This is a genomic window from Parabacteroides distasonis ATCC 8503 (assembly GCF_000012845.1).
GTDB classification, from domain to species: domain Bacteria; phylum Bacteroidota; class Bacteroidia; order Bacteroidales; family Tannerellaceae; genus Parabacteroides; species Parabacteroides distasonis.
In genome coordinates, this window is record NC_009615.1 from 1,277,584 (window position 1) to 1,295,084 (window position 17,501).

The 17,501-nt window shown below is 41.6% G+C and carries 21 protein-coding genes; 10 read left to right on the top strand and 11 right to left on the bottom strand.

The window, feature by feature from the left end; translation table 11 throughout:
* The first annotated feature begins 161 nt into the window (after positions 1-161).
* From BDI_RS05515 to BDI_RS05535, 5 genes are read left to right on the top strand one after another with little or no spacing between them, the layout of a single operon-like run.
* A complete protein-coding gene (locus tag BDI_RS05515; RefSeq protein ID WP_011966316.1) occupies positions 162-989 on the top strand; it encodes an ABC transporter ATP-binding protein in 828 nt (275 codons plus the stop codon).
* A gap of 12 nt (positions 990-1,001) precedes the next feature.
* Positions 1,002-1,718 carry a hypothetical protein gene (locus BDI_RS05520; protein ID WP_008772153.1) on the top strand — a complete coding sequence of 239 codons (717 nt, stop codon included), beginning with the start codon at positions 1,002-1,004 and terminating at the stop codon, positions 1,716-1,718.
* Positions 1,715-2,083, top strand: a complete 369-nt coding sequence (locus tag BDI_RS05525) for a GntR family transcriptional regulator (protein ID WP_005862289.1) — start codon at positions 1,715-1,717, stop codon at positions 2,081-2,083. The genes BDI_RS05520 and BDI_RS05525 overlap by 4 nt, the downstream gene beginning before the upstream one ends.
* Positions 2,084-2,091: 8 nt before the next feature.
* Positions 2,092-2,499, top strand: coding sequence for a hypothetical protein (locus BDI_RS05530; RefSeq protein WP_008772152.1), 408 nt, complete (start codon positions 2,092-2,094; stop codon positions 2,497-2,499).
* 45 nt (positions 2,500-2,544) lie between these two features.
* Positions 2,545-4,854, top strand: coding sequence for an outer membrane beta-barrel protein (locus BDI_RS05535; RefSeq protein ID WP_011966317.1), 2,310 nt, complete (start codon positions 2,545-2,547; stop codon positions 4,852-4,854).
* A 24-nt stretch (positions 4,855-4,878) separates the two neighbouring features.
* Here BDI_RS05535 and BDI_RS05540 read toward each other — a convergent pair whose 3' ends face one another.
* Positions 4,879-5,472, bottom strand: coding sequence for a hypothetical protein (locus BDI_RS05540; RefSeq protein WP_005862283.1), 594 nt, complete (start codon positions 5,470-5,472; stop codon positions 4,879-4,881).
* A 101-nt stretch (positions 5,473-5,573) separates the two neighbouring features.
* On the opposite strand from BDI_RS05540, the gene serB reads away from it, so the two are divergent.
* From serB to BDI_RS05555, 3 genes are read left to right on the top strand one after another with little or no spacing between them, the layout of a single operon-like run.
* Complete coding sequence (gene serB, locus BDI_RS05545; protein ID WP_005856925.1) at positions 5,574-6,800, top strand: phosphoserine phosphatase SerB; 1,227 nt, start codon at positions 5,574-5,576, stop codon at positions 6,798-6,800.
* A 25-nt stretch (positions 6,801-6,825) separates the two neighbouring features.
* Positions 6,826-7,131 (top strand): Dabb family protein, encoded by a 306-nt coding sequence (locus tag BDI_RS05550; protein WP_005856923.1) that lies wholly within the window; start codon positions 6,826-6,828, stop codon positions 7,129-7,131.
* Entirely contained in the window at positions 7,118-7,588 is a 471-nt protein-coding gene (locus BDI_RS05555; RefSeq protein ID WP_011966318.1) for a C-GCAxxG-C-C family protein, read from the top strand. The genes BDI_RS05550 and BDI_RS05555 overlap by 14 nt, the downstream gene beginning before the upstream one ends.
* A gap of 9 nt (positions 7,589-7,597) precedes the next feature.
* On the opposite strand, the gene BDI_RS05560 is transcribed toward BDI_RS05555, so the two are convergent.
* Positions 7,598-8,302 carry an MgtC/SapB family protein gene (locus tag BDI_RS05560; protein ID WP_005856919.1) on the bottom strand — a complete coding sequence of 235 codons (705 nt, stop codon included), beginning with the start codon at positions 8,300-8,302 and terminating at the stop codon, positions 7,598-7,600.
* Between the two features lie 136 nt (positions 8,303-8,438).
* Here BDI_RS05560 and BDI_RS05565 point away from each other — a divergent pair, with 136 nt between their 5' ends.
* Positions 8,439-9,200, top strand: coding sequence for an exodeoxyribonuclease III (locus tag BDI_RS05565; RefSeq protein ID WP_036628709.1), 762 nt, complete (start codon positions 8,439-8,441; stop codon positions 9,198-9,200).
* 101 nt (positions 9,201-9,301) lie between these two features.
* Here BDI_RS05565 and BDI_RS05570 read toward each other — a convergent pair whose 3' ends face one another.
* The 5 genes from BDI_RS05570 to BDI_RS05590 all read right to left on the bottom strand — a co-directional run bounded on the left by BDI_RS05570 (position 9,302) and on the right by BDI_RS05590 (position 14,166).
* On the bottom strand, positions 9,302-10,219 hold the full coding sequence (locus BDI_RS05570; protein ID WP_008779897.1) for a dihydroorotate dehydrogenase: 918 nt from the start codon (positions 10,217-10,219) through the stop codon (positions 9,302-9,304).
* Positions 10,207-10,992, bottom strand: a complete 786-nt coding sequence (locus BDI_RS05575; RefSeq protein WP_005856914.1) for a dihydroorotate dehydrogenase electron transfer subunit — start codon at positions 10,990-10,992, stop codon at positions 10,207-10,209. Before BDI_RS05575 ends, BDI_RS05570 begins: the two co-directional genes overlap by 13 nt.
* Positions 10,993-11,057: 65 nt before the next feature.
* Positions 11,058-11,507, bottom strand: coding sequence for a helix-turn-helix domain-containing protein (locus BDI_RS05580; RefSeq protein ID WP_005856911.1), 450 nt, complete (start codon positions 11,505-11,507; stop codon positions 11,058-11,060).
* An 840-nt stretch (positions 11,508-12,347) separates the two neighbouring features.
* Positions 12,348-13,370 carry a DNA polymerase III subunit delta gene (holA, locus tag BDI_RS05585; protein WP_005856906.1) on the bottom strand — a complete coding sequence of 341 codons (1,023 nt, stop codon included), beginning with the start codon at positions 13,368-13,370 and terminating at the stop codon, positions 12,348-12,350.
* Between the two features lie 19 nt (positions 13,371-13,389).
* Positions 13,390-14,166 (bottom strand): AMP nucleosidase, encoded by a 777-nt coding sequence (locus BDI_RS05590; protein WP_005856904.1) that lies wholly within the window; start codon positions 14,164-14,166, stop codon positions 13,390-13,392.
* 55 nt (positions 14,167-14,221) lie between these two features.
* Between BDI_RS05590 and BDI_RS05595 the strand changes: the two genes are divergently transcribed.
* Positions 14,222-14,683, top strand: coding sequence for a type I restriction enzyme HsdR N-terminal domain-containing protein (locus tag BDI_RS05595; RefSeq protein ID WP_005856901.1), 462 nt, complete (start codon positions 14,222-14,224; stop codon positions 14,681-14,683).
* A gap of 61 nt (positions 14,684-14,744) precedes the next feature.
* Here BDI_RS05595 and BDI_RS05600 read toward each other — a convergent pair whose 3' ends face one another.
* From BDI_RS05600 to nqrE, 4 genes are all read right to left on the bottom strand, one after another.
* A complete protein-coding gene (locus tag BDI_RS05600) occupies positions 14,745-14,996 on the bottom strand; it encodes a hypothetical protein (RefSeq protein WP_009017466.1) in 252 nt (83 codons plus the stop codon).
* 77 nt (positions 14,997-15,073) lie between these two features.
* Positions 15,074-15,301, bottom strand: a complete 228-nt coding sequence (locus BDI_RS05605; protein ID WP_010182987.1) for a hypothetical protein — start codon at positions 15,299-15,301, stop codon at positions 15,074-15,076.
* Between the two features lie 262 nt (positions 15,302-15,563).
* The gene (nqrF, locus tag BDI_RS05610; protein ID WP_010182986.1) at positions 15,564-16,838 is read right to left on the bottom strand and encodes an NADH:ubiquinone reductase (Na(+)-transporting) subunit F; all 1,275 of its coding nucleotides are present in this window, start codon (positions 16,836-16,838) and stop codon (positions 15,564-15,566) included.
* Positions 16,839-16,878: 40 nt separating this feature from the next.
* Positions 16,879-17,496: an NADH:ubiquinone reductase (Na(+)-transporting) subunit E gene (nqrE, locus tag BDI_RS05615; protein ID WP_005856893.1), complete on the bottom strand. Its 618-nt coding sequence runs from the start codon at positions 17,494-17,496 to the stop codon at positions 16,879-16,881.
* Between the last annotated feature and the right edge of the window lie 5 nt (positions 17,497-17,501).

The window sequence follows — 17,501 nt, forward strand, 5'->3', positions numbered from 1 at the left end:
TTGGAAAAGAGGCTAATAGCATTAAGAGATTCCCTTTAATCACCTTGTACTGCCATCTTGAAAAATAAAAGGAAAAAAACACCCTTCCCTCTTGTTTATTCAAAAACTTCCACTACATTTGCAGTGTACTATTAAACTAATACACTAAAGCAGCAAAACATATGATTACATTAAAAGAACTCTCATTCAGCTATAGCCGCAAAAAAGAGGTACTTGATCGTATCAATCTTGAGGTTGGATCGGGACACATCTGTGGCTTATTGGGAAAGAACGGTGAAGGAAAGACTACGCTTCTAAACCTTCTAAGCGGACAGATCTTTCCGGATCAAGGTTCTTGCCTCGCATTGGAAGAAATTCCTTCCGAGAGAAACGCTCGTTTCTTGCAGCAGATCTTCTTATTGCCGGAGGAAATCTCCATGCCTGAGGTCACCGCCATAGAATATATAAAGATGTACGCGCCTTTTTATCCGACATTTAGGGACGATATCTGCAAGGCTTGCGTAGAATCGTTTGAGATCAATCTATCCGATCGCCTGTCGAAAATGTCTCAAGGACAACGGAAAAAGGTGGCGATAACCTTGGCGCTGGCCGCTCATACGCCCCTGCTTCTAATGGATGAACCAACAAATGGGCTGGACATTCCCTCGAAAGCGACATTCCGCAGACTGGTAGCCTCTTTGATAGATGACAATCAGACGGTTATTATCTCCACGCATCAGGTCAGGGATCTGGAAAGCTTGATCGACACGGTATTGATCTTAGACCAAAGGCAAATCCTATTGAATAAGACGTTGAACGAGATCGGCGAGAAACTTTATTTCGGACCACTCCTGCCGGAAGAGAAAGCTCTTTATTCCGAGCCTACCCCGCAAGGGACAATAGGCGTCACCGCAAGGGATGGCAAGGAAGAGACGGCCGTATCCTTAGAGTTGCTCTTTAACGCGGCGATAACGTATCCCAAAGAGATCCAAAGAATCATGAACTCCTAAATACACATAGACATGAAAACAGATTTTAGTATACAACGCATCAATCTTTTACTTCGCAAAGATTGGATAGAGAATAAGAAGAAATTAGCTTATGGGGTGTTGGTCATCCTCGGAGTCCTCTTCTTTTTCCTGTTATCCTCCATTTTATGGGATACGAGATTCCGTACCCTTACATTATATGTATTGGGATCATTGGGGACTTTTATCGCTTTCTGTAGCTACGTAAACTTAATGATACACCGTCCTAGAGGATTGTTCTTAACGCTTCCCGCGAGCAACCAAGAGAAATTTGCCGCTATCTTGATCGAAGGCATCGTGGTATTCTTAACATACCAAGTCACGTTCTGGACTGGGACGGGAATAGCCTCAATGCTCATTCATATACAGCCTGTAGCATTCAAGGACATTACCATGCCCTTGCAAGAGTTCACCATGCTGGCGTTTGTCGGTTCCTTGATGTTCCTCTCTTACGTTACATTCAAGAAGTATGCTTTAGGAATCGCTTGTGGCGGATATATATTGATAGTTGCCTCTATCATAGGGATTGTCTATCTATGCATAAGCACGTTGAACATCCAGCCGGGTATGGATAGGTTCTGTTATGAGTCTTCCCCACTTTATACCGCCGTGTATTGGCTAAGTTTTGCCTTTACACCCGCATTTCTCATCGCTACCCTCGTGGTCTTATACGTCGCTTATCTAAAACTTAAAGAAAAGGAACTAAGATGAACTACAATACGAATCAATCCATATTTATCCAGATAGCCGAGCGGATTTGCGACCGGGTATTGAGTGGTAATTACAAAGCCGATAGCCGTATCCCTTCGGTACGGGAACTGGCGGTAGAGATGGAAGTGAATCCGAACACGGTCATGCGTTCCTTCGAACGTCTGCAAGCGAATGAGATTATTTACAACAAGCGTGGGATCGGCTACTTCGTTGCTTCCGACGCCGAGCGGAAAATCCGTGAGATGCGCCATAACCAGTTCGTGGAAGAGGTGCTTCCCGCTGTATTCAAGGAGATGCACCTGCTAGGCGTAGGTATCGACGAGCTTACGAAAGCCTATACATTATATATATCTACCATTAAATAAAGACAATCATGAAAAAAAGTAATCGCGTGTTTATCGCCTTGATAGCGACATTATATATCGTTCCAGCCCTCACTTTCGGCGCTGCCCAGTTTACGTCGGAAAAATGCCTTACAGGTTTCACGCAAAAGTTTCAGATTATCCAGATAGATAATCCGGAGTTGAAAGCGGAAAACATAAAAGTCGATACGAGAACCGCCTCCGAATTTCCCCGGGGGCAAATACTGGAAGCAAAGGACCGGTCGTTACTCTATTACGAGGGAATGAAACGGTATTTGCCGGAAGTCAGCCGCCACGATTCTCTATTATTGGTTAGCGGGGCGAGGGGCGCCGGGCAAGATAAAAATCTCACGTTGCATATCCGTATCAACAATATCCAGAAGATCCGTCTGAACGGAGAAGAGATTTGGACTAGGTAACAATCACATACACACATTATTTCTTAATCATTAAATCGTACTATAATGAAACAAATCATTATGGCGGCCCTTCTTATATCTTTTTCTTGGGGTATCCGGGCACAGCAATTACAGATCAGGGGGAAAGTCATTGATCTATCCGACAAGTCTCCTCTTGAGTTTGCGAATATCACGCTTCAAACAGCCGATTCCGCATTTATCACAGGGACGACGACGGATAGTAAAGGACTTTTCCGGATCGAGAAAGTCAAGGCCGGAGATTATCAAGTATCTGTTTCCTCCATAGGTTACAAGACCTCGGTAGTCTCCGTGCTGGGACTTTCCCAGCCTATAGATCTCGGTACGATCTCATTGGCATCCTCCTCTATATCCTTAGATGAAGTCACGGTCAACGCTTCCGCTATCCGCAATACGGCGGACCGTAAGATCACGTTCCCTACCTCTGAGCAAAAAGCGGCTTCCAGCAATGGCATCAACCTATTGAACGCCTTGATGCTTCCTCGTTTGGAAGTAGACCCGATTCGGAATAGCGTATCGCTACCGAATGAAGGGACTATTCAATTCTGCATCAACGGTATCAAGGTGGAGCTATCCGATATCCGGGGCTTATCGCCACAGGAGGTAATCCGGGTAGAATATCATGATAATCCGGGCTTACGTTACGGTAACGCCTCTGTCGTACTCGACTACATTGTCCGGAGGGAAACTAGCGGCGGTTCTGTCAATCTGGATCTTAGTAATTCACCGACCACCTCTTTTGGAGACGATCAGGTATCGACGAAGTTCAATCATAAGAAATCGGAGTTCGGATTGCAATACGCCGTCCGTTACCGGAATCCGTATCATATCTGGACGGAAGGAGTCGAGACCTTCCGCTTTGAGAGTGGCGAGACGATGGAACGTACCTCGGAAGGTCTGCCAAGAGGAATGTCCGAGACCGCTCATAACCTCTCTCTTAATTATAATCTGGTAGATAACGACCATTATTATTTCAATGCTACGCTACGCTATTTCTTATCAGACGAGGATAAAGGTGGCGGCAAGAACCTGTATACCAACAATAATCCCGAGGATAAGACATACGCTTGGAATCCAAATAGCAACTCTACCAAACGTCCTTCCCTCGACCTTTATTACCAACGCTCCTTACCACATAAGCAGACATTGATACTTAATATGGTAGGTACGTACATACATACGAACGCAAACCAAATGTATCAAGAATGGAAAAACGATATCCTCTTATCGGATATCTTGTCGAACGTGGACGGAGACAAATATTCCATCATCGGCGAGGGAATCTACGAACGGCAATTCGAGGCCGGTCGATTGGGAGGAGGATTGAAACACACCCAATCGTGGACGGATAACACCTACAGCGGAACGGTTGGAGGACGAACCAAGATGAAACAGTCGGAGACGTATCTCTATACGGAATTCAGCGGACGTGTCAAGAAGTTGAATTATACCGCCGGAATAGGTGTCTCCCGCTCATGGTTCAAGCAAGAAGGCGAGGAAGATTATCAATATTATACGTTCCGCCCAAAGGTATCCTTACAATATAACTTTACGGATAATATGTATTTCCGGGTAAACGGTAGCGTAAATAATGTCTCACCTAGCCTATCGGAACTAAGCGCCATCGAGCAATATATCGATACGCTACAGATACGCCGGGGAAATCCTTATCTGAAACCCTATAAGAGTTATGACATGCAAGCCAATTATCTATATAAAAAAGGAATATTCACCGGAGACTTAAACTTTTATTACAGTAATAGCCCGGACCAGATCATGGAGGAAGTGATACGAGAAAATAATAAGTTCATTCGCATTACCGATAACCAAAAAGGATGGCAGAAACTAAGCGGTGACTTGACATTACGTGTCGGCCCTATCATCAAGCGGATCATAAGCCTATCCGTGACAGGTGGAGTCAATCGTTATATCAGCGAAGGAAATAGTTACTCGCATACCTATAACAATTGGTATTACCGGGCTTCCGTCATGGCTATGTACAAGAAATTCATGGCTATGTTCCAGATACAAAGTAGCTATAATACGTTTGTCGGCGAATTATTGCATGGCGGCGAGAATATCCATATGTTTATGTTCCGGTACAATCAAGGTAAATTCGCCGTTGGAGCCGGATTGATGATGCCTTTCTCCAGCCAGTACAAACGGGTAGAGGAAAATCGGAACGCTTACGCTCCCAGCCGTACGAACATGTACGCGAACGACTTCAGCCGAATGTTGATGCTAACCTTCTCTTGGAATTTTGACTTCGGCCGCAAGTTCAAGGAGGCCAATAAGAAACTTTGGAATAGTGACGAGGATTCGGGTATCATGCGATGATCCTCAAATAAAAAAAGTCCGGTATTAATTACCGGACTTTTCTTTTCTATCTTCAGGAGGGGGAATTGGAACCCCTTCTTTAATAAACTCATCATATACGATCTTAGGATGGTCTTGCGGAGAAGCCAGTTGATATTCCGCGGCGAAATTATCCCGCCTAAAATTCTTCAGCTTAAGGTTTTCCGCGCTGTAATTTCTCAAGGTCTCCTTTCTGTCACCAAACAAAGAACTGTTCAATACTTCCGAATCCAGAATATTTTCTTTCGGAGTCATCGTCGGCAAAAGGTTTTGTTCCAGCAATCCTCTATAAGCGCCAATGTATTCGCACCAAACAGAATTACCTTTTTGATAGATTCGATAGGTGTAGTTAGACCAAGCTGTCGTTACATGAATCTCATGCTCCCAGATATCGACGCATGCCTCTGAATCAAAGTAGGGATCTTTAATCGTCACACGTCGTAATCCATGATTCTCATCTCTCACTAAAGTCAGCCACTTATCTGAATGAAGTATTTCAGAAATAATGTCGGGCAACTTTTCCTTGATTTCAAATTGGATTCTCATACATTTCGCCTGCCGGTCAGGACTTTTTAAGGTTGCCAGGTTCTCATTAAACATTTTGTCGTTAATACGATAAAACAAATATAAGCAAAAATGTTTAATATATTATACTCTTTTTCGATAATTCTTACGTACTTTTGCCTAATAGAATGACAAATATGGCACAAAACGACGAAATAATACTGATAAATATCAATGGAGCGGATCGTCCGGGTGTAACGGCGGCTCTTACGGAGATTCTAGCCAAGAACAACGCTGTTATCCTCGATATCGGTCAAGCGGATATCCATAACCATTTATCATTGGGTATCTTGTTTCAAAGCACGGAAGGAAATTCCGGCGATATATTGAAAGAACTACTGTTCAAGAGTTACGAATTAGACGTCAATATCCGTTTCAATCCCATTACAGAGCAAGAATATAGTAAATGGGTAGGTATGCAGGGCAAGAACCGATATATCATCACGATATTAAGCCGAAAGCTTACAGCCAAGCAAATCGCGGGTGTTTCCCGGATCGTAGCGGAGCAAGATATGAATATTGATGATATCAAGCGGCTCACGGGACGTATCCCGTTGGACGAGAATGCCCGTACCCCCAAGGCGAGCGTGGAGTTTTCCGTACGTGGTACCCCGAAAAACAAGGAGTGCATGAAAGCGGAGTTCATGAAACTTTCCACGGAGCTTGAGATGGATATCTCTTTCCAAGAGGATAGCATGTATCGCCGTATGCGCCGTCTGATTTGTTTCGATATGGACTCTACCTTGATAGAGACGGAGGTTATCGACGAGTTGGCGATACGTGCCGGAGTTGGCGATCAAGTAAAAGCGATTACAGAGGCAGCCATGCGTGGAGAGATCGATTTCTGCGAGAGCTTCCGCCAGCGTTGTGCCTTATTAAAGGGGTTGGACGTATCCGTGATGCAGGAGATCGCCGAGAATCTACCGATCACAGAAGGTGTAGACCGTTTGATGCGTATCTTGAAAAAGGTGGGCTTCAAGATCGCTATCCTTTCCGGAGGTTTCACTTATTTCGGTAATTTCCTTAAACAAAAATATAATATCGACTATGTATACGCCAACGAGCTTGAGATCGAGAATGGCAAGCTAACGGGTAATCATGTGGGCGATATCGTAGATGGGAAGCGGAAAGCGGAATTATTACGCCTGATCGCGCAAGTGGAGAACGTGGATATTCGCCAGACCGTAGCGGTTGGCGACGGGGCGAACGACTTGCCGATGATTAGTATCGCCGGTCTAGGTATCGCCTTCCATGCCAAACCGAAGGTAAAGGCGACCGCCAAGCAATCTATCTCTACGATTGGCCTCGATGGTATCTTATATTTCCTTGGATACAAGGATTCGTATTTGGATGAACAGATGTAATATATATAATTAATGTATAGCGATTATGATCAGACATATTGTAATGTTTAAGTTGAAGGAGTTTCAAACTCCGGCTGAGAAGCAAGCCAAAATGCAAGAAATTAAGGATAAACTGGAAGCCTTAATCAATAAGATAGACGTATTGAAAATGATCCGTGTAGATTTTAATTGTAATCCGGCGGAGACTTGGGATATTATTTTAACTACTGAATTGCCTACCTTGGAAGATGTAAATACGTACGCTAATCATCCGGAACATGTAGCGGTCGCTAAAGGAATTATTGGCCCGGTAAAGGCGGACAGAGCTTGTGTTGACTATGAAATCCTTTGATATAGAGGAGCGTGTGAACCAAGCGGTCCACAACTTCGAGTCCGGATATAATTGTGCTCAATCTGTATTCCTCGCTTATTCGGATGTCTTCGAGTTGGATTTAGAGCTGGCGAAAAAGATGTCTGTATCTTTTGGAGGAGGTGTCGGACGCATGCGTGAGGTTTGTGGTACCGTAAACGCAATGGCGATGTTAGCCGGATTTAAGTATCCGGTATTTGATCCGCTAGATCAAGAGGCGCGTGCCCGCAACTATGGCATGGTACAAAAAATGGCGGCTTTATTCAAGGAGAAGCATGGGACGATCATTTGCCGTAGCCTTCTTCCTCCGGAAGAGACATCGACGAATCCCTCTCCTTCCGCACGCACGCAACAGTATTATGCCAAACGTCCTTGCGGTAAATACGTTAAGGAAGCGGCTCGTATCGCCGGGCATATGCTAAAGGGTGAACTTGAATAAACGGCATTGTCAAGCTAGAAGACGTATTTGTGAAATATAACCAAGTTTTCGAATCTCAGTGAATAACTCACTGTAAGAGGACTTGGATTTCACATTGACTTTATAGGTAATTGTCGACGTATTCTTGTCGTAATTATGCTCATAAGAAAGACTTACGATAAATATGCTCCTATTTTCCAAGATTTTCCGGATACCTTTAAGATCGGGAGTCGAGGTTGAGCAATTTATCGTAAGTATTTTATTAACACCATCCAAATACATACGTCGCTCCAGCCTTTCTAAAGAAACCAATACGAACAAGGTAAATGCCGTAGTGATAGAAGCGGCCAAGAACATGCCGGCACCAGCGGCCAAACCGACTACAGCCATTACCCAAATACAAGCCGCCGTAGTGAGTCCATGCACGCTTCCATGACTTTGAATAATAGCTCCTGCTCCCAAGAAACCAATACCTGTAAGGACTTGGGCGGCGATACGCCCCGGATCTCCATTCAAGAAATTCGGATAGGTTTGTGGTATCCAGATAGATATCAACATGGCGGCGGCAGATCCCATACAGATCAAGGTAAAGGTCCGCATACCAGCGTCCCTACGGCGAAATTGTCTTTCTACACCAATAATAGCGCCAAGCACGAAGCTGATAGCTAATCGTACGGCGGCGGTCGAGGCCGTTATCTGAGTATTCTCTAAAATATCGTTCAAATGTTCCAGCATAGTCTGTCATTCATTCTAAGTTATACAAATATAGAAAATTTCTATGTACCGATTATGGAATGAAAACAATGTAAAATCGTCAAAAGTTGTATCTTTGAGACAGAATAAAAGTCATTCACCTCTAAACTTAGAAAAATTGAAAATAATAACGTACAATACAAATGGATTAAGGGCTGCCGTAGGTAAAGGCTTGCCCGAATGGTTGGCTCAAGAACAGCCGGACGTGTTATGTATCCAAGAGACAAAGTTGCAACCAGACCAGTTCCCGTCAGAAACATTCGAGACTTTAGGATATAAGTCTTATTTGTTTAGTGCCCAAAAGAAGGGATATAGTGGCGTGGCCATTCTTACGAAACAGGAACCGGATCATATCGAGTATGGAATGGGGATCGAGAAGTATGATAATGAGGGACGTTTCCTCCGTGCTGATTTCGGGGATGTATCGATCGTAAGTGTCTATCATCCTTCCGGGACTAGTGGGGATGAACGGCAGGATTTTAAGATGATATGGCTGGAAGATTTCCAGAAATATGTCGTTGAGTTACAGAAATCCCGTCCGAACTTAATTCTCTGTGGCGATTACAACATTTGCCACGAGCCGATAGATATTCATGATCCGATCAGGAACGCAAAGAACAGTGGTTTCCTTCCGGAAGAACGGGAATGGATGACTCGCTTCTTATCCGCAGGTTTTACGGATACATTTCGCTTCTTGAACCCGGATAAGCAAGAATATACATGGTGGAGTTATCGCTTCAATTCCAGATCTAAAAATAAAGGATGGCGTATTGATTATTGTATGGTTAGCGACAATATGAAGCCGAAAGTTAAAGCCGCTTATATATTAAACGATGCCGTACATTCTGATCATTGTCCGGCCGTATTAGAGATCGAATAATTTTTCATAATAAAAAGAAAGGATGTGTTCTTTTTGCGTAAGCGAACACATCCTTTTTTATTATTGAAAAAATGGAAATAAAGTCTATAAATGAACTTAGATTATCTCTGAATATCCAATGCTCCGATCAACTCTTTTACTGATTTAAAACCATGTCGGTCACAATAGTCATTCAATCCATCAATAACCTTGATAGAAACAGTTGGATCTACAAAGTTATAAGTTCCGATCTGGATAGCACTAGCCCCAGCTAACATGAACTCCACGGCATCTTTCCAATTTGAAATACCTCCCAAACCTATAATTGGAATCTTTACCGCATGATACGTTTGCCATACCATACGTAGAGCTACAGGTTTTACGCAAGGCCCGGAAAGACCTCCAGTTATTGTAGATAATATAGGTTTACGTTTCTCTGCGTCGATGGCCATTCCAAGCATCGTATTAATTAACGAAACAGAATCCGCACCCTCCGCTTCAACAGCTTTAGCGATCTCCGTAATATCAGTTACATTAGGAGAAAGTTTTACAATAAGTATCTTTGGATAAACCCTACGAACAGCCTTAACAACCTCTCCCGCACCACACGTAGTAACGCCGAAAGCCATACCACCTTGCTTTACGTTCGGACAAGAAATGTTCAGTTCGATAGCGGGAATCCTATCCAACTCTGCGATCTTTTCCGCACACTCGACATACGTTTCAACCGAAGACCCACTCACGTTTACGATCATATTCGTATTGATGTCCTTGATCTTCGGATAAATATGCTCAGCGAAATAATCGGCGCCCTTATTCTGAAGCCCCACGGCATTCAACATTCCGGAAGGAGTCTCCGCCATTCTTGGATAATCATTACCTTCACGAGGTTGGATAGTGGTACCTTTCACGAAAATACCCCCCAAACGTGAAATATCCATGAAATCAGCATATTCTATACCATATCCGAACGTGCCGGATGCTGTCATTACCGGATTTTTCAACGGTAAATTCCCAATGTTTACATTTAATTCAGCCATGACAATTTCTCAATATTAAATACGGGACCTTCTGTACATACACACACATTATGACCTTCCTTGTTTTTCTCTACGCAGCACAAACAAGCACCTATGCCACAAGCCATCGTGTTCTCAAGAGAAACCTCGCAAGAAATAGCTTCCGCACCTGCGTATTTCGCTACCGCCACCATCATTGGTTTAGGACCACAAGTATAAATCTGGTCAAATCGGACCTCTTTAAGGATCGTATGGTTAGTCACATACCCTTTCTCGCCTAGCGAACCATCTTCGGTTGTGATATAAACCTTACCAAATCTCTGGAATTCATCTAATTGCAATACATCATCCTTAGAACGAGCTCCAAGTAGAAAAGTAGGCTCAAAACCGGCTTCTTTTAAACAAGCTCCTAGATATAACATCGGAGCGGTTCCAACACCACCACCAATCAGCAAAAGTCTTTTGTTCTCCTGTTCCTTGGAAGGAATTGTAAAACTATTACCCAGTGGTAGCATTATGTTTACAATATCACCGGGACGGAATTCTGCCATTTTTCTCGTGCCATCACCAACAAGTTGAATCAATAACCACAACTCATTTTTAGACTTATCTACATAGTTGACAGAAATCGGACGACGTAAGAATGTTGTAGGAGAGTTTTCTACATGAACCTCTACAAATTGTCCGGGAAGCATCTCTGGAAGATTCCCATCCGAGGTTAACTTTAGCAGGCAATAATTTTTATGAAGGTGACAGTTTTCAGTCACCTTCATGTCTAAGATGTACTTCTTCATATACACGATTACTCAATTTATCCGCAAAGATACATGAATATAACGTATATACCGAACAGTTTACCTTAGTCTTTCTTGTTTTTTTCAGGGACGAAAGTATCAAACGTATTGTCGGAGTAAAATATCATTATTTTACTAACATTTTTAGAAGGCTTTTCTTGGCATATAACTTGCTCTACAACAGGTTGTTTCTGGATGTTTACAGGTGTCTCAACCCCAATTTCCTTGCGATTTTCGGCAACAACTTGTACATTGGGACGATTTTCAAGCATATTTGTAAACAAATTAGGTTCAGTTAACACATGTTCTCGGATCATTTCGCCTTTGCCAAACAATAGCCAGTCAGAATCAACATAAGTGAACCGTTCCAGTATTTTTAGCAGAACATCCAAACTCGGATTATTTCTCCCAGATATAATATGTGACATTGCCGAACGCTGTATACCGATCGATTCGGCAAATTTAGAAGGGGTAAGTCCTTCACGTTCCATTATTTTTAAAATACGATCTCTCATATTCATATATATCTTAAATTCTTACTAGAATACTGCCATTATGACCGTTTACTAAGATAAATGTCCATAAAGTAAACTGGATACAAAGATAAATCAATATTTCCATTTGTGCAATTTATTTTTATAAAACTAAATTGATACATATGTGTCACACCGATACATATGTGATGGGTAGAACTGTAAACCGTGTTCAAGAAGGAGGTATAGAGTATTTAGAAAAACTTTAGAAAAATAGCATATATATCTGATCTATATGTAAATATAATAATACATATAATGTATAGTTAGGGGGTTTTTATACGTTTGTAGACGAAAAAACATGTTTAGTTAATGTAAACAATCAATATTTCTATATAAAAAACTGGTTATTTATAATTTATAGCAAATCTTACGTGGATAAAGAAATATATAGTAATCCATGATTTATATTAGTAATGTAAACATGATACATTTGTAACGTCTATATAATGATTACAAAAACCACCAACATTTGTAATCTACTCAAATACTTTTATTGTATATATGATTGTAAACATCCATTCCTCGGTTATATTTGTATACAATATAATTTTACTCTATTTATTTTACTGCCAACTTGTCTATTTTTCCTTTAACGGATAATGAAGGCAATCTATGGCTATACCGATTATAGCTTTAAGTATGGATTTCTTGGAATTTTTGAGGAAGAAGTACGTGATTGAATAAATTTTAAAATCTCAGAGAGATAAAATATGCGTAATTAATTGATAAATAAACAAAAAGGCCTCTTTTTCCAGTTTGACTTTTTCATCATTCTAGGAAAAAAGGCCCTTTTGCCTGCACTAAGTCTATGATTTCTGTTTAATGTAAAATTTTGTAAAGTAATTCTTTTAGTAAATCTGCATCTGTCGCTGAAGAGTTTTCCACTCCCTTAGATCTTGCGTCAGTCGTTCGGATATCGCTGATCAAATTAAAAACTTTCATCGCTGGATAATTTTTCATCCCCAAAAGATAGTCCTTTACTTGATAAGTTCCCCGTAAACCAAGTGCGGTCATCAATCCTGATTCCGATCGATCCTTTGAATAATAACAAATCAGCAAGTTTGAAAAATAGTTAAATAATACAGGAAGTGTCATCTGTATCGGATTACTTTTAGGGTTTTTCTCAAAATACTGAGCGATCCGGTTAGCCTTTAATATATCCTTCATGGCAAGTGCCTTTATCAGCTCAAAGTTATTGTATTCTTTACTAATCCCTATATTTTGCTCGATCAATTCCGGTGTGATGCGTTTTGAGGCCTTTTCAGCCAAGATAATTGCCAGCTTATCTAATTCCTTATTGAGACGGTTTAAATCGTTTCCAAGGAAATCTGAGAGCATTTGAGCGGCTTTTGGATCGATACCGATAGAACGCTGTTGCATCAAAGAGGTGATAAAACTCGGCATTTTATAATCCGGGATCTTTTTTGACTCATATAAAATACCGTTTTTATCGGTTGCGGCCGCTAACGCACGACGGCGATCTAAAGTCTTATATTTGTAATTTATGACCAAAATAGTTGATGACAAAGGATTCTTCACATAACTGCTCAGCAACTCTATATCTCTCACTAATTGAGCCTCTCGAACAACGATCAATTGATATTCGGACATCATCGGAAAACGACGTGCCGCATTGATAATAGAAATAGCATCTGTATCTGCGCCGTATAGAATAATCTGATTGAAATCTCTCTCAGATTCCTCTAATACGCTTTTTAATAACAAATCTGTTATTTGATCGATGAAGAAAGGCTCTTCGCCCATTAACACATAAACAGGCTGAAACTTCCTTGCTGTTATATCCCTACAAATCTCCTCGAAAGTAATTTCTTTTTTTGCCATAAATTATGAGGTTTCGCTATTACCAACTAAAACGGATATGACGGATGGTTTTCTTACCATCCAAAATCTGTTGAAGAGCTTCAACTCCCAACATTACCTGTTCTCCTACAAATTGTTGAGTTACCTTCCGGTCACTCGCTTCTGTTTTTACACCATCTTCTTCCATCGGTTTATCCGATATCATCAACAATGCACCCGTAGGTATTTGGTTAGCGAAACCGGCAGTAAGCAAGGTTGCGGTTTCCATATCGATACCAGTGGCATGCGTACTACGAAGATATTCCTTGAAAGCATTATCGTATTCCCAAACCCTGCGATTTGTCGTGTAAATCGTACCTGTCCAATAATCTTTTCCATGATCACGTATGGCGGAAGAAATGGCACGAAGCATTGAAAAAGCGGGCAATGAAGGTACCTCAGGTGGTAAATACTCATTCGACGTTCCCTCACCTCGGATCGCCGCTATTGGCAATACATAATCCCCTAATACATTCGCTCTTTTTAATCCTCCACATTTACCGAGGAAAAGCACCGCTTTGGGCATGACTGCTGATAATAAATCCATGATTGTAGCAGCGTTCGCACTTCCCATCCCAAAATTGATAATGGTAATCCCTTCTGCCGAGGCATTGGGCATCGAACTTTTCAATCCCAAAATCGGGACATTAAAATGATCCGCAAATATCTCGACATATTTAGTAAAGTTAGTGAGTAATATGTGCTTAGTGAAGTCTTCTAGCTTTCGCTCGGTATAACGAGGCAGCCAATTTTCTACGATTTCTTGTTTTGTTCTCATAAATAACTACCTTTGAGGTGCATTTTAGTTAGAATATAAATAGCAAATATAGCAAATGCTCCCATTAAATCTACCAAAATTCTCAGTCAAAGTTACGGAGAAAGCAGGAAAGCCTTCTATTTGGGATCCTGTACGCCGAAAATTTGTCGCATTAACGCCAGAGGAATGGGTACGACAACATTTCGTGAACTATTTGGTCACGGAAAAAAACTATCCTCAAGAACTTTTAGCGAATGAAGTAGCGGTGAAACTAAACGGAACATCCAAACGATGCGATACCGTTGCATACAATCGGTTTCTAGCACCTCTAATGATTATTGAATATAAAGCTCCACATATCGAGATAACAAGCGCTGTATTCGATCAAATCGTACGTTATAACATGGTCTTACACGTAAAATACTTAACCGTAAGCAACGGCATCCGTCATTTTTGTTGCAAAATTGACTATGAGAAACAGACGTATGCTTTCCTCGAAGATATACCGGAATACAATCTATTGGAGAAAATCGTTTAATTATCTAAAATAAGTCCCCCTTATCCTTCTATGCACTCGCACGGATCAGATAAGGGCTTACTCAGCCCAACCAGTGAGTAGTTCTATCGATCAGGAATTTACAGCTTGCAGATAAGTCATCTTGTTCTATATACTCGACATCACCGGAAGTCTTAGAAGGTAGCACCATATCTGATACTTCTACCTCCTCATTTTCAAGGCTGGCAAACTTAAACAGATTATATATGCTTGATAGAAAGAGAAGAAAAAGAAACAGGAATGCCTTTGCGACACTTCCTGTTTTTTCTATATATTGAGTAGATTTCAAATCCATATCCCACGCATTAAAAGTTACATGGGCACAAACATAGCAATATTCGTCAAATAAACAAATATTTTAACACGAAAATTTTATTTCGTAAAGAGATAATCCTCCGGTTTTGCGATTCGTAAAATATATTCCGGAGTATTAGGGAGCCTTTTCGCATACAAAGTGACAGAATCACCCCTCTCAGGCATCGTAGAATTAGATTCCAACGATATCTGGTCAACATTACGCAATTTTATTTCATCATCTTTATCGAAAAAGAATGAGTATCCTAATAAAACCGCAAAAAAAGATAAAATCAATGGCTTCATGTCTAACTTGTTTTTATGACTATATAAGCTTAGATGCTTATAAAACGATAAACGCTGCATATTATTTCAAAATAATTACATTTTTAATGTGCCGACATAGAAGTACGACTTATTTCGTTAATGAAGTATATATCCTATGACACATGCAGTATATATCCTATAGCATTTGAAGTATATCTTCGTAAAGAGGAGTTTCAAGGCCAAAATAAAAAGGCGAGGATCTTAACCCCCGCCTTCTATCTGCAGATATAGAAATCCTATTTTATCCACCGAAATCATCGAAGTGCAACATCTCACGAGGTACACCCAAGTTATCCAGCATATTTTCCACGGCCTTTGACATCGGGCCCGGACCACACATGTAGTATTCGATATCTTCCGGAGCCTCGTGATCCTTCAAGTAAGTATCATGGATTACTTGATGAACGAATCCAGCCGTATATTTAACACCCGCAGCATCAGCGGCAGGATCAGGACGGTCAAGCGCCAAGTGGAACGTAAAGTTTGGGAATTCTTTCTCTATTTCCAAGAAATCTTCCAAATAGAACACTTCGTTCAAGGCACGTGCGCCATAGAAGTAAGACATCTTACGATCCGTAGTCTTCAACGTCTTCGTCATGTGCATGATTTGGGCACGCAACGGAGCCATACCAGCACCACCACCAATCCACATCATCTCTCTCTTAGAATCGAAAATTGGGTGGAAATCACCATAAGGACCACTCATAGTCACCTTATCACCCGGTTTCAACGTAAAGATATAAGAAGAAGCGATACCCGGCATCACATCCATGAAACCAACTTGTGGTTTCGGTTTGAACGGCGGCGTAGCGATACGCACGGTCAACATGATACGGTCACCCTCAGCAGGATAGTTAGCCATAGAATAGGCACGGATAGACGGTGAGTCGTTCTTACACTTCAAACCGAATAAACCGAATTTCTCCCAAGCCGGCAGATACTCGGGGCCGATCAAGCTCTTATCGATATCCTTGTTATAATCCATTGAGTATGTAGGAATCTTGATCTGAGCGTAAGAACCCGGAATAAAGTCCATGTGCTCACCTTTAGGCAACGCAACGATAAACTCCTTGATAAATGTAGCGACGTTCTTGTTACTGATAACCTCGCATTCCCATTCCTTAACGCCAAATACCTCGTCTGGTACTTGAACGACCATATCCTCTTTCACCTTGCATTGACAAGCCAAACGCCAATGATCTTTCACTTGTTTACGAGAGAAGAAACCTTTCTCAGTAGGTAGGATCTCACCACCGCCATCAATAACTTGAGCACGGCACTGACCGCATTTACCACCACCACCACAAGCGGAAGACAAGAAGATGCCACCGCTCTGTAGCGCACCTAGCAAAGTTCCACCAATCGGGGTCTCTATATCTTTCTCTCCGTTAACCTTCAAGCTTACATTCCCTGAAGGCACCAATTTTGCTTTGGCGAACAAAAGCAAACCGACCAAGATCAGCGTGATCAATAAGAATACTATTGCGCTGACACCAATCGTAAGTCCGCCCGACATTAATAAAGTCATCTTTATATTTTGTTTAATGCGTTAATACTTAAATCTTCAGACCAGAGAAACACATGAATGCCATACCCATCAAACCCGTGATGATGAAAGTAATACCCAAGCCTTTCAAGGCATTGGGGACATTTGAATAAGACAATTTCTCACGGATAGCCGCCATACCTACGATAGCCAGCAACCAACCGATACCAGATCCTAAACCATAAACAGTGGCGACACCTACATTAGGGAACGCCTTTTGTTGCATAAACAGAGAACCACCCAAGATAGCGCAGTTTACAGCGATCAGCGGCAAAAAGATACCAAGGGAAGCATACAAAGACGGAGAGAATTTCTCGACTACCATCTCGACCAACTGCACGAAAGAAGCGATAACGGCGATAAAGATAATAAACGCCAAGAAGCTAAGGTTCACCTCCGCATATTCCGGGCCTAACCAACTTAACGCACCTTCTTTCAATACATAATTCTCAAGCATATAGTTAATCGGCAACGTACAGAAAAGTACGAATGTCACTGCTATACCTAATCCTAAAGCGGTCTTCACGTTCTTTGAGACAGCCACGAAAGAGCACATACCCAAATAGTATGCGAAGATCATGTTGTCAACGAAGATCGAGCGGACGAATGTGCTTAATAATTGTTCCATTCTAT

Coding starts and splice junctions, on each gene's coding strand:
- BDI_RS05555 (WP_011966318.1), top strand. CDS start 7,118: ATGAAATCCTTTGATATAGAGGAGCGTGTGAACCAAGCGGTCCACAAC.
- BDI_RS05570 (WP_008779897.1), bottom strand. CDS start 10,219: ATGGCTGAATTAAATGTAAACATTGGGAATTTACCGTTGAAAAATCCG.
- BDI_RS05605 (WP_010182987.1), bottom strand. CDS start 15,301: ATGAAGCCATTGATTTTATCTTTTTTTGCGGTTTTATTAGGATACTCA.
- BDI_RS05560 (WP_005856919.1), bottom strand. CDS start 8,302: ATGCTGGAACATTTGAACGATATTTTAGAGAATACTCAGATAACGGCC.
- BDI_RS05515 (WP_011966316.1), top strand. CDS start 162: ATGATTACATTAAAAGAACTCTCATTCAGCTATAGCCGCAAAAAAGAG.
- holA (WP_005856906.1), bottom strand. CDS start 13,370: ATGGCAAAAAAAGAAATTACTTTCGAGGAGATTTGTAGGGATATAACA.
- BDI_RS05535 (WP_011966317.1), top strand. CDS start 2,545: ATGAAACAAATCATTATGGCGGCCCTTCTTATATCTTTTTCTTGGGGT.
- nqrE (WP_005856893.1), bottom strand. CDS start 17,496: ATGGAACAATTATTAAGCACATTCGTCCGCTCGATCTTCGTTGACAAC.
- BDI_RS05525 (WP_005862289.1), top strand. CDS start 1,715: ATGAACTACAATACGAATCAATCCATATTTATCCAGATAGCCGAGCGG.
- BDI_RS05595 (WP_005856901.1), top strand. CDS start 14,222: ATGCTCCCATTAAATCTACCAAAATTCTCAGTCAAAGTTACGGAGAAA.
- BDI_RS05540 (WP_005862283.1), bottom strand. CDS start 5,472: ATGTTTAATGAGAACCTGGCAACCTTAAAAAGTCCTGACCGGCAGGCG.
- BDI_RS05530 (WP_008772152.1), top strand. CDS start 2,092: ATGAAAAAAAGTAATCGCGTGTTTATCGCCTTGATAGCGACATTATAT.
- BDI_RS05600 (WP_009017466.1), bottom strand. CDS start 14,996: ATGGATTTGAAATCTACTCAATATATAGAAAAAACAGGAAGTGTCGCA.
- BDI_RS05580 (WP_005856911.1), bottom strand. CDS start 11,507: ATGAGAGATCGTATTTTAAAAATAATGGAACGTGAAGGACTTACCCCT.
- BDI_RS05575 (WP_005856914.1), bottom strand. CDS start 10,992: ATGAAGAAGTACATCTTAGACATGAAGGTGACTGAAAACTGTCACCTT.
- BDI_RS05520 (WP_008772153.1), top strand. CDS start 1,002: ATGAAAACAGATTTTAGTATACAACGCATCAATCTTTTACTTCGCAAA.
- serB (WP_005856925.1), top strand. CDS start 5,574: ATGGCACAAAACGACGAAATAATACTGATAAATATCAATGGAGCGGAT.
- nqrF (WP_010182986.1), bottom strand. CDS start 16,838: ATGTCGGGCGGACTTACGATTGGTGTCAGCGCAATAGTATTCTTATTG.
- BDI_RS05590 (WP_005856904.1), bottom strand. CDS start 14,166: ATGAGAACAAAACAAGAAATCGTAGAAAATTGGCTGCCTCGTTATACC.
- BDI_RS05550 (WP_005856923.1), top strand. CDS start 6,826: ATGATCAGACATATTGTAATGTTTAAGTTGAAGGAGTTTCAAACTCCG.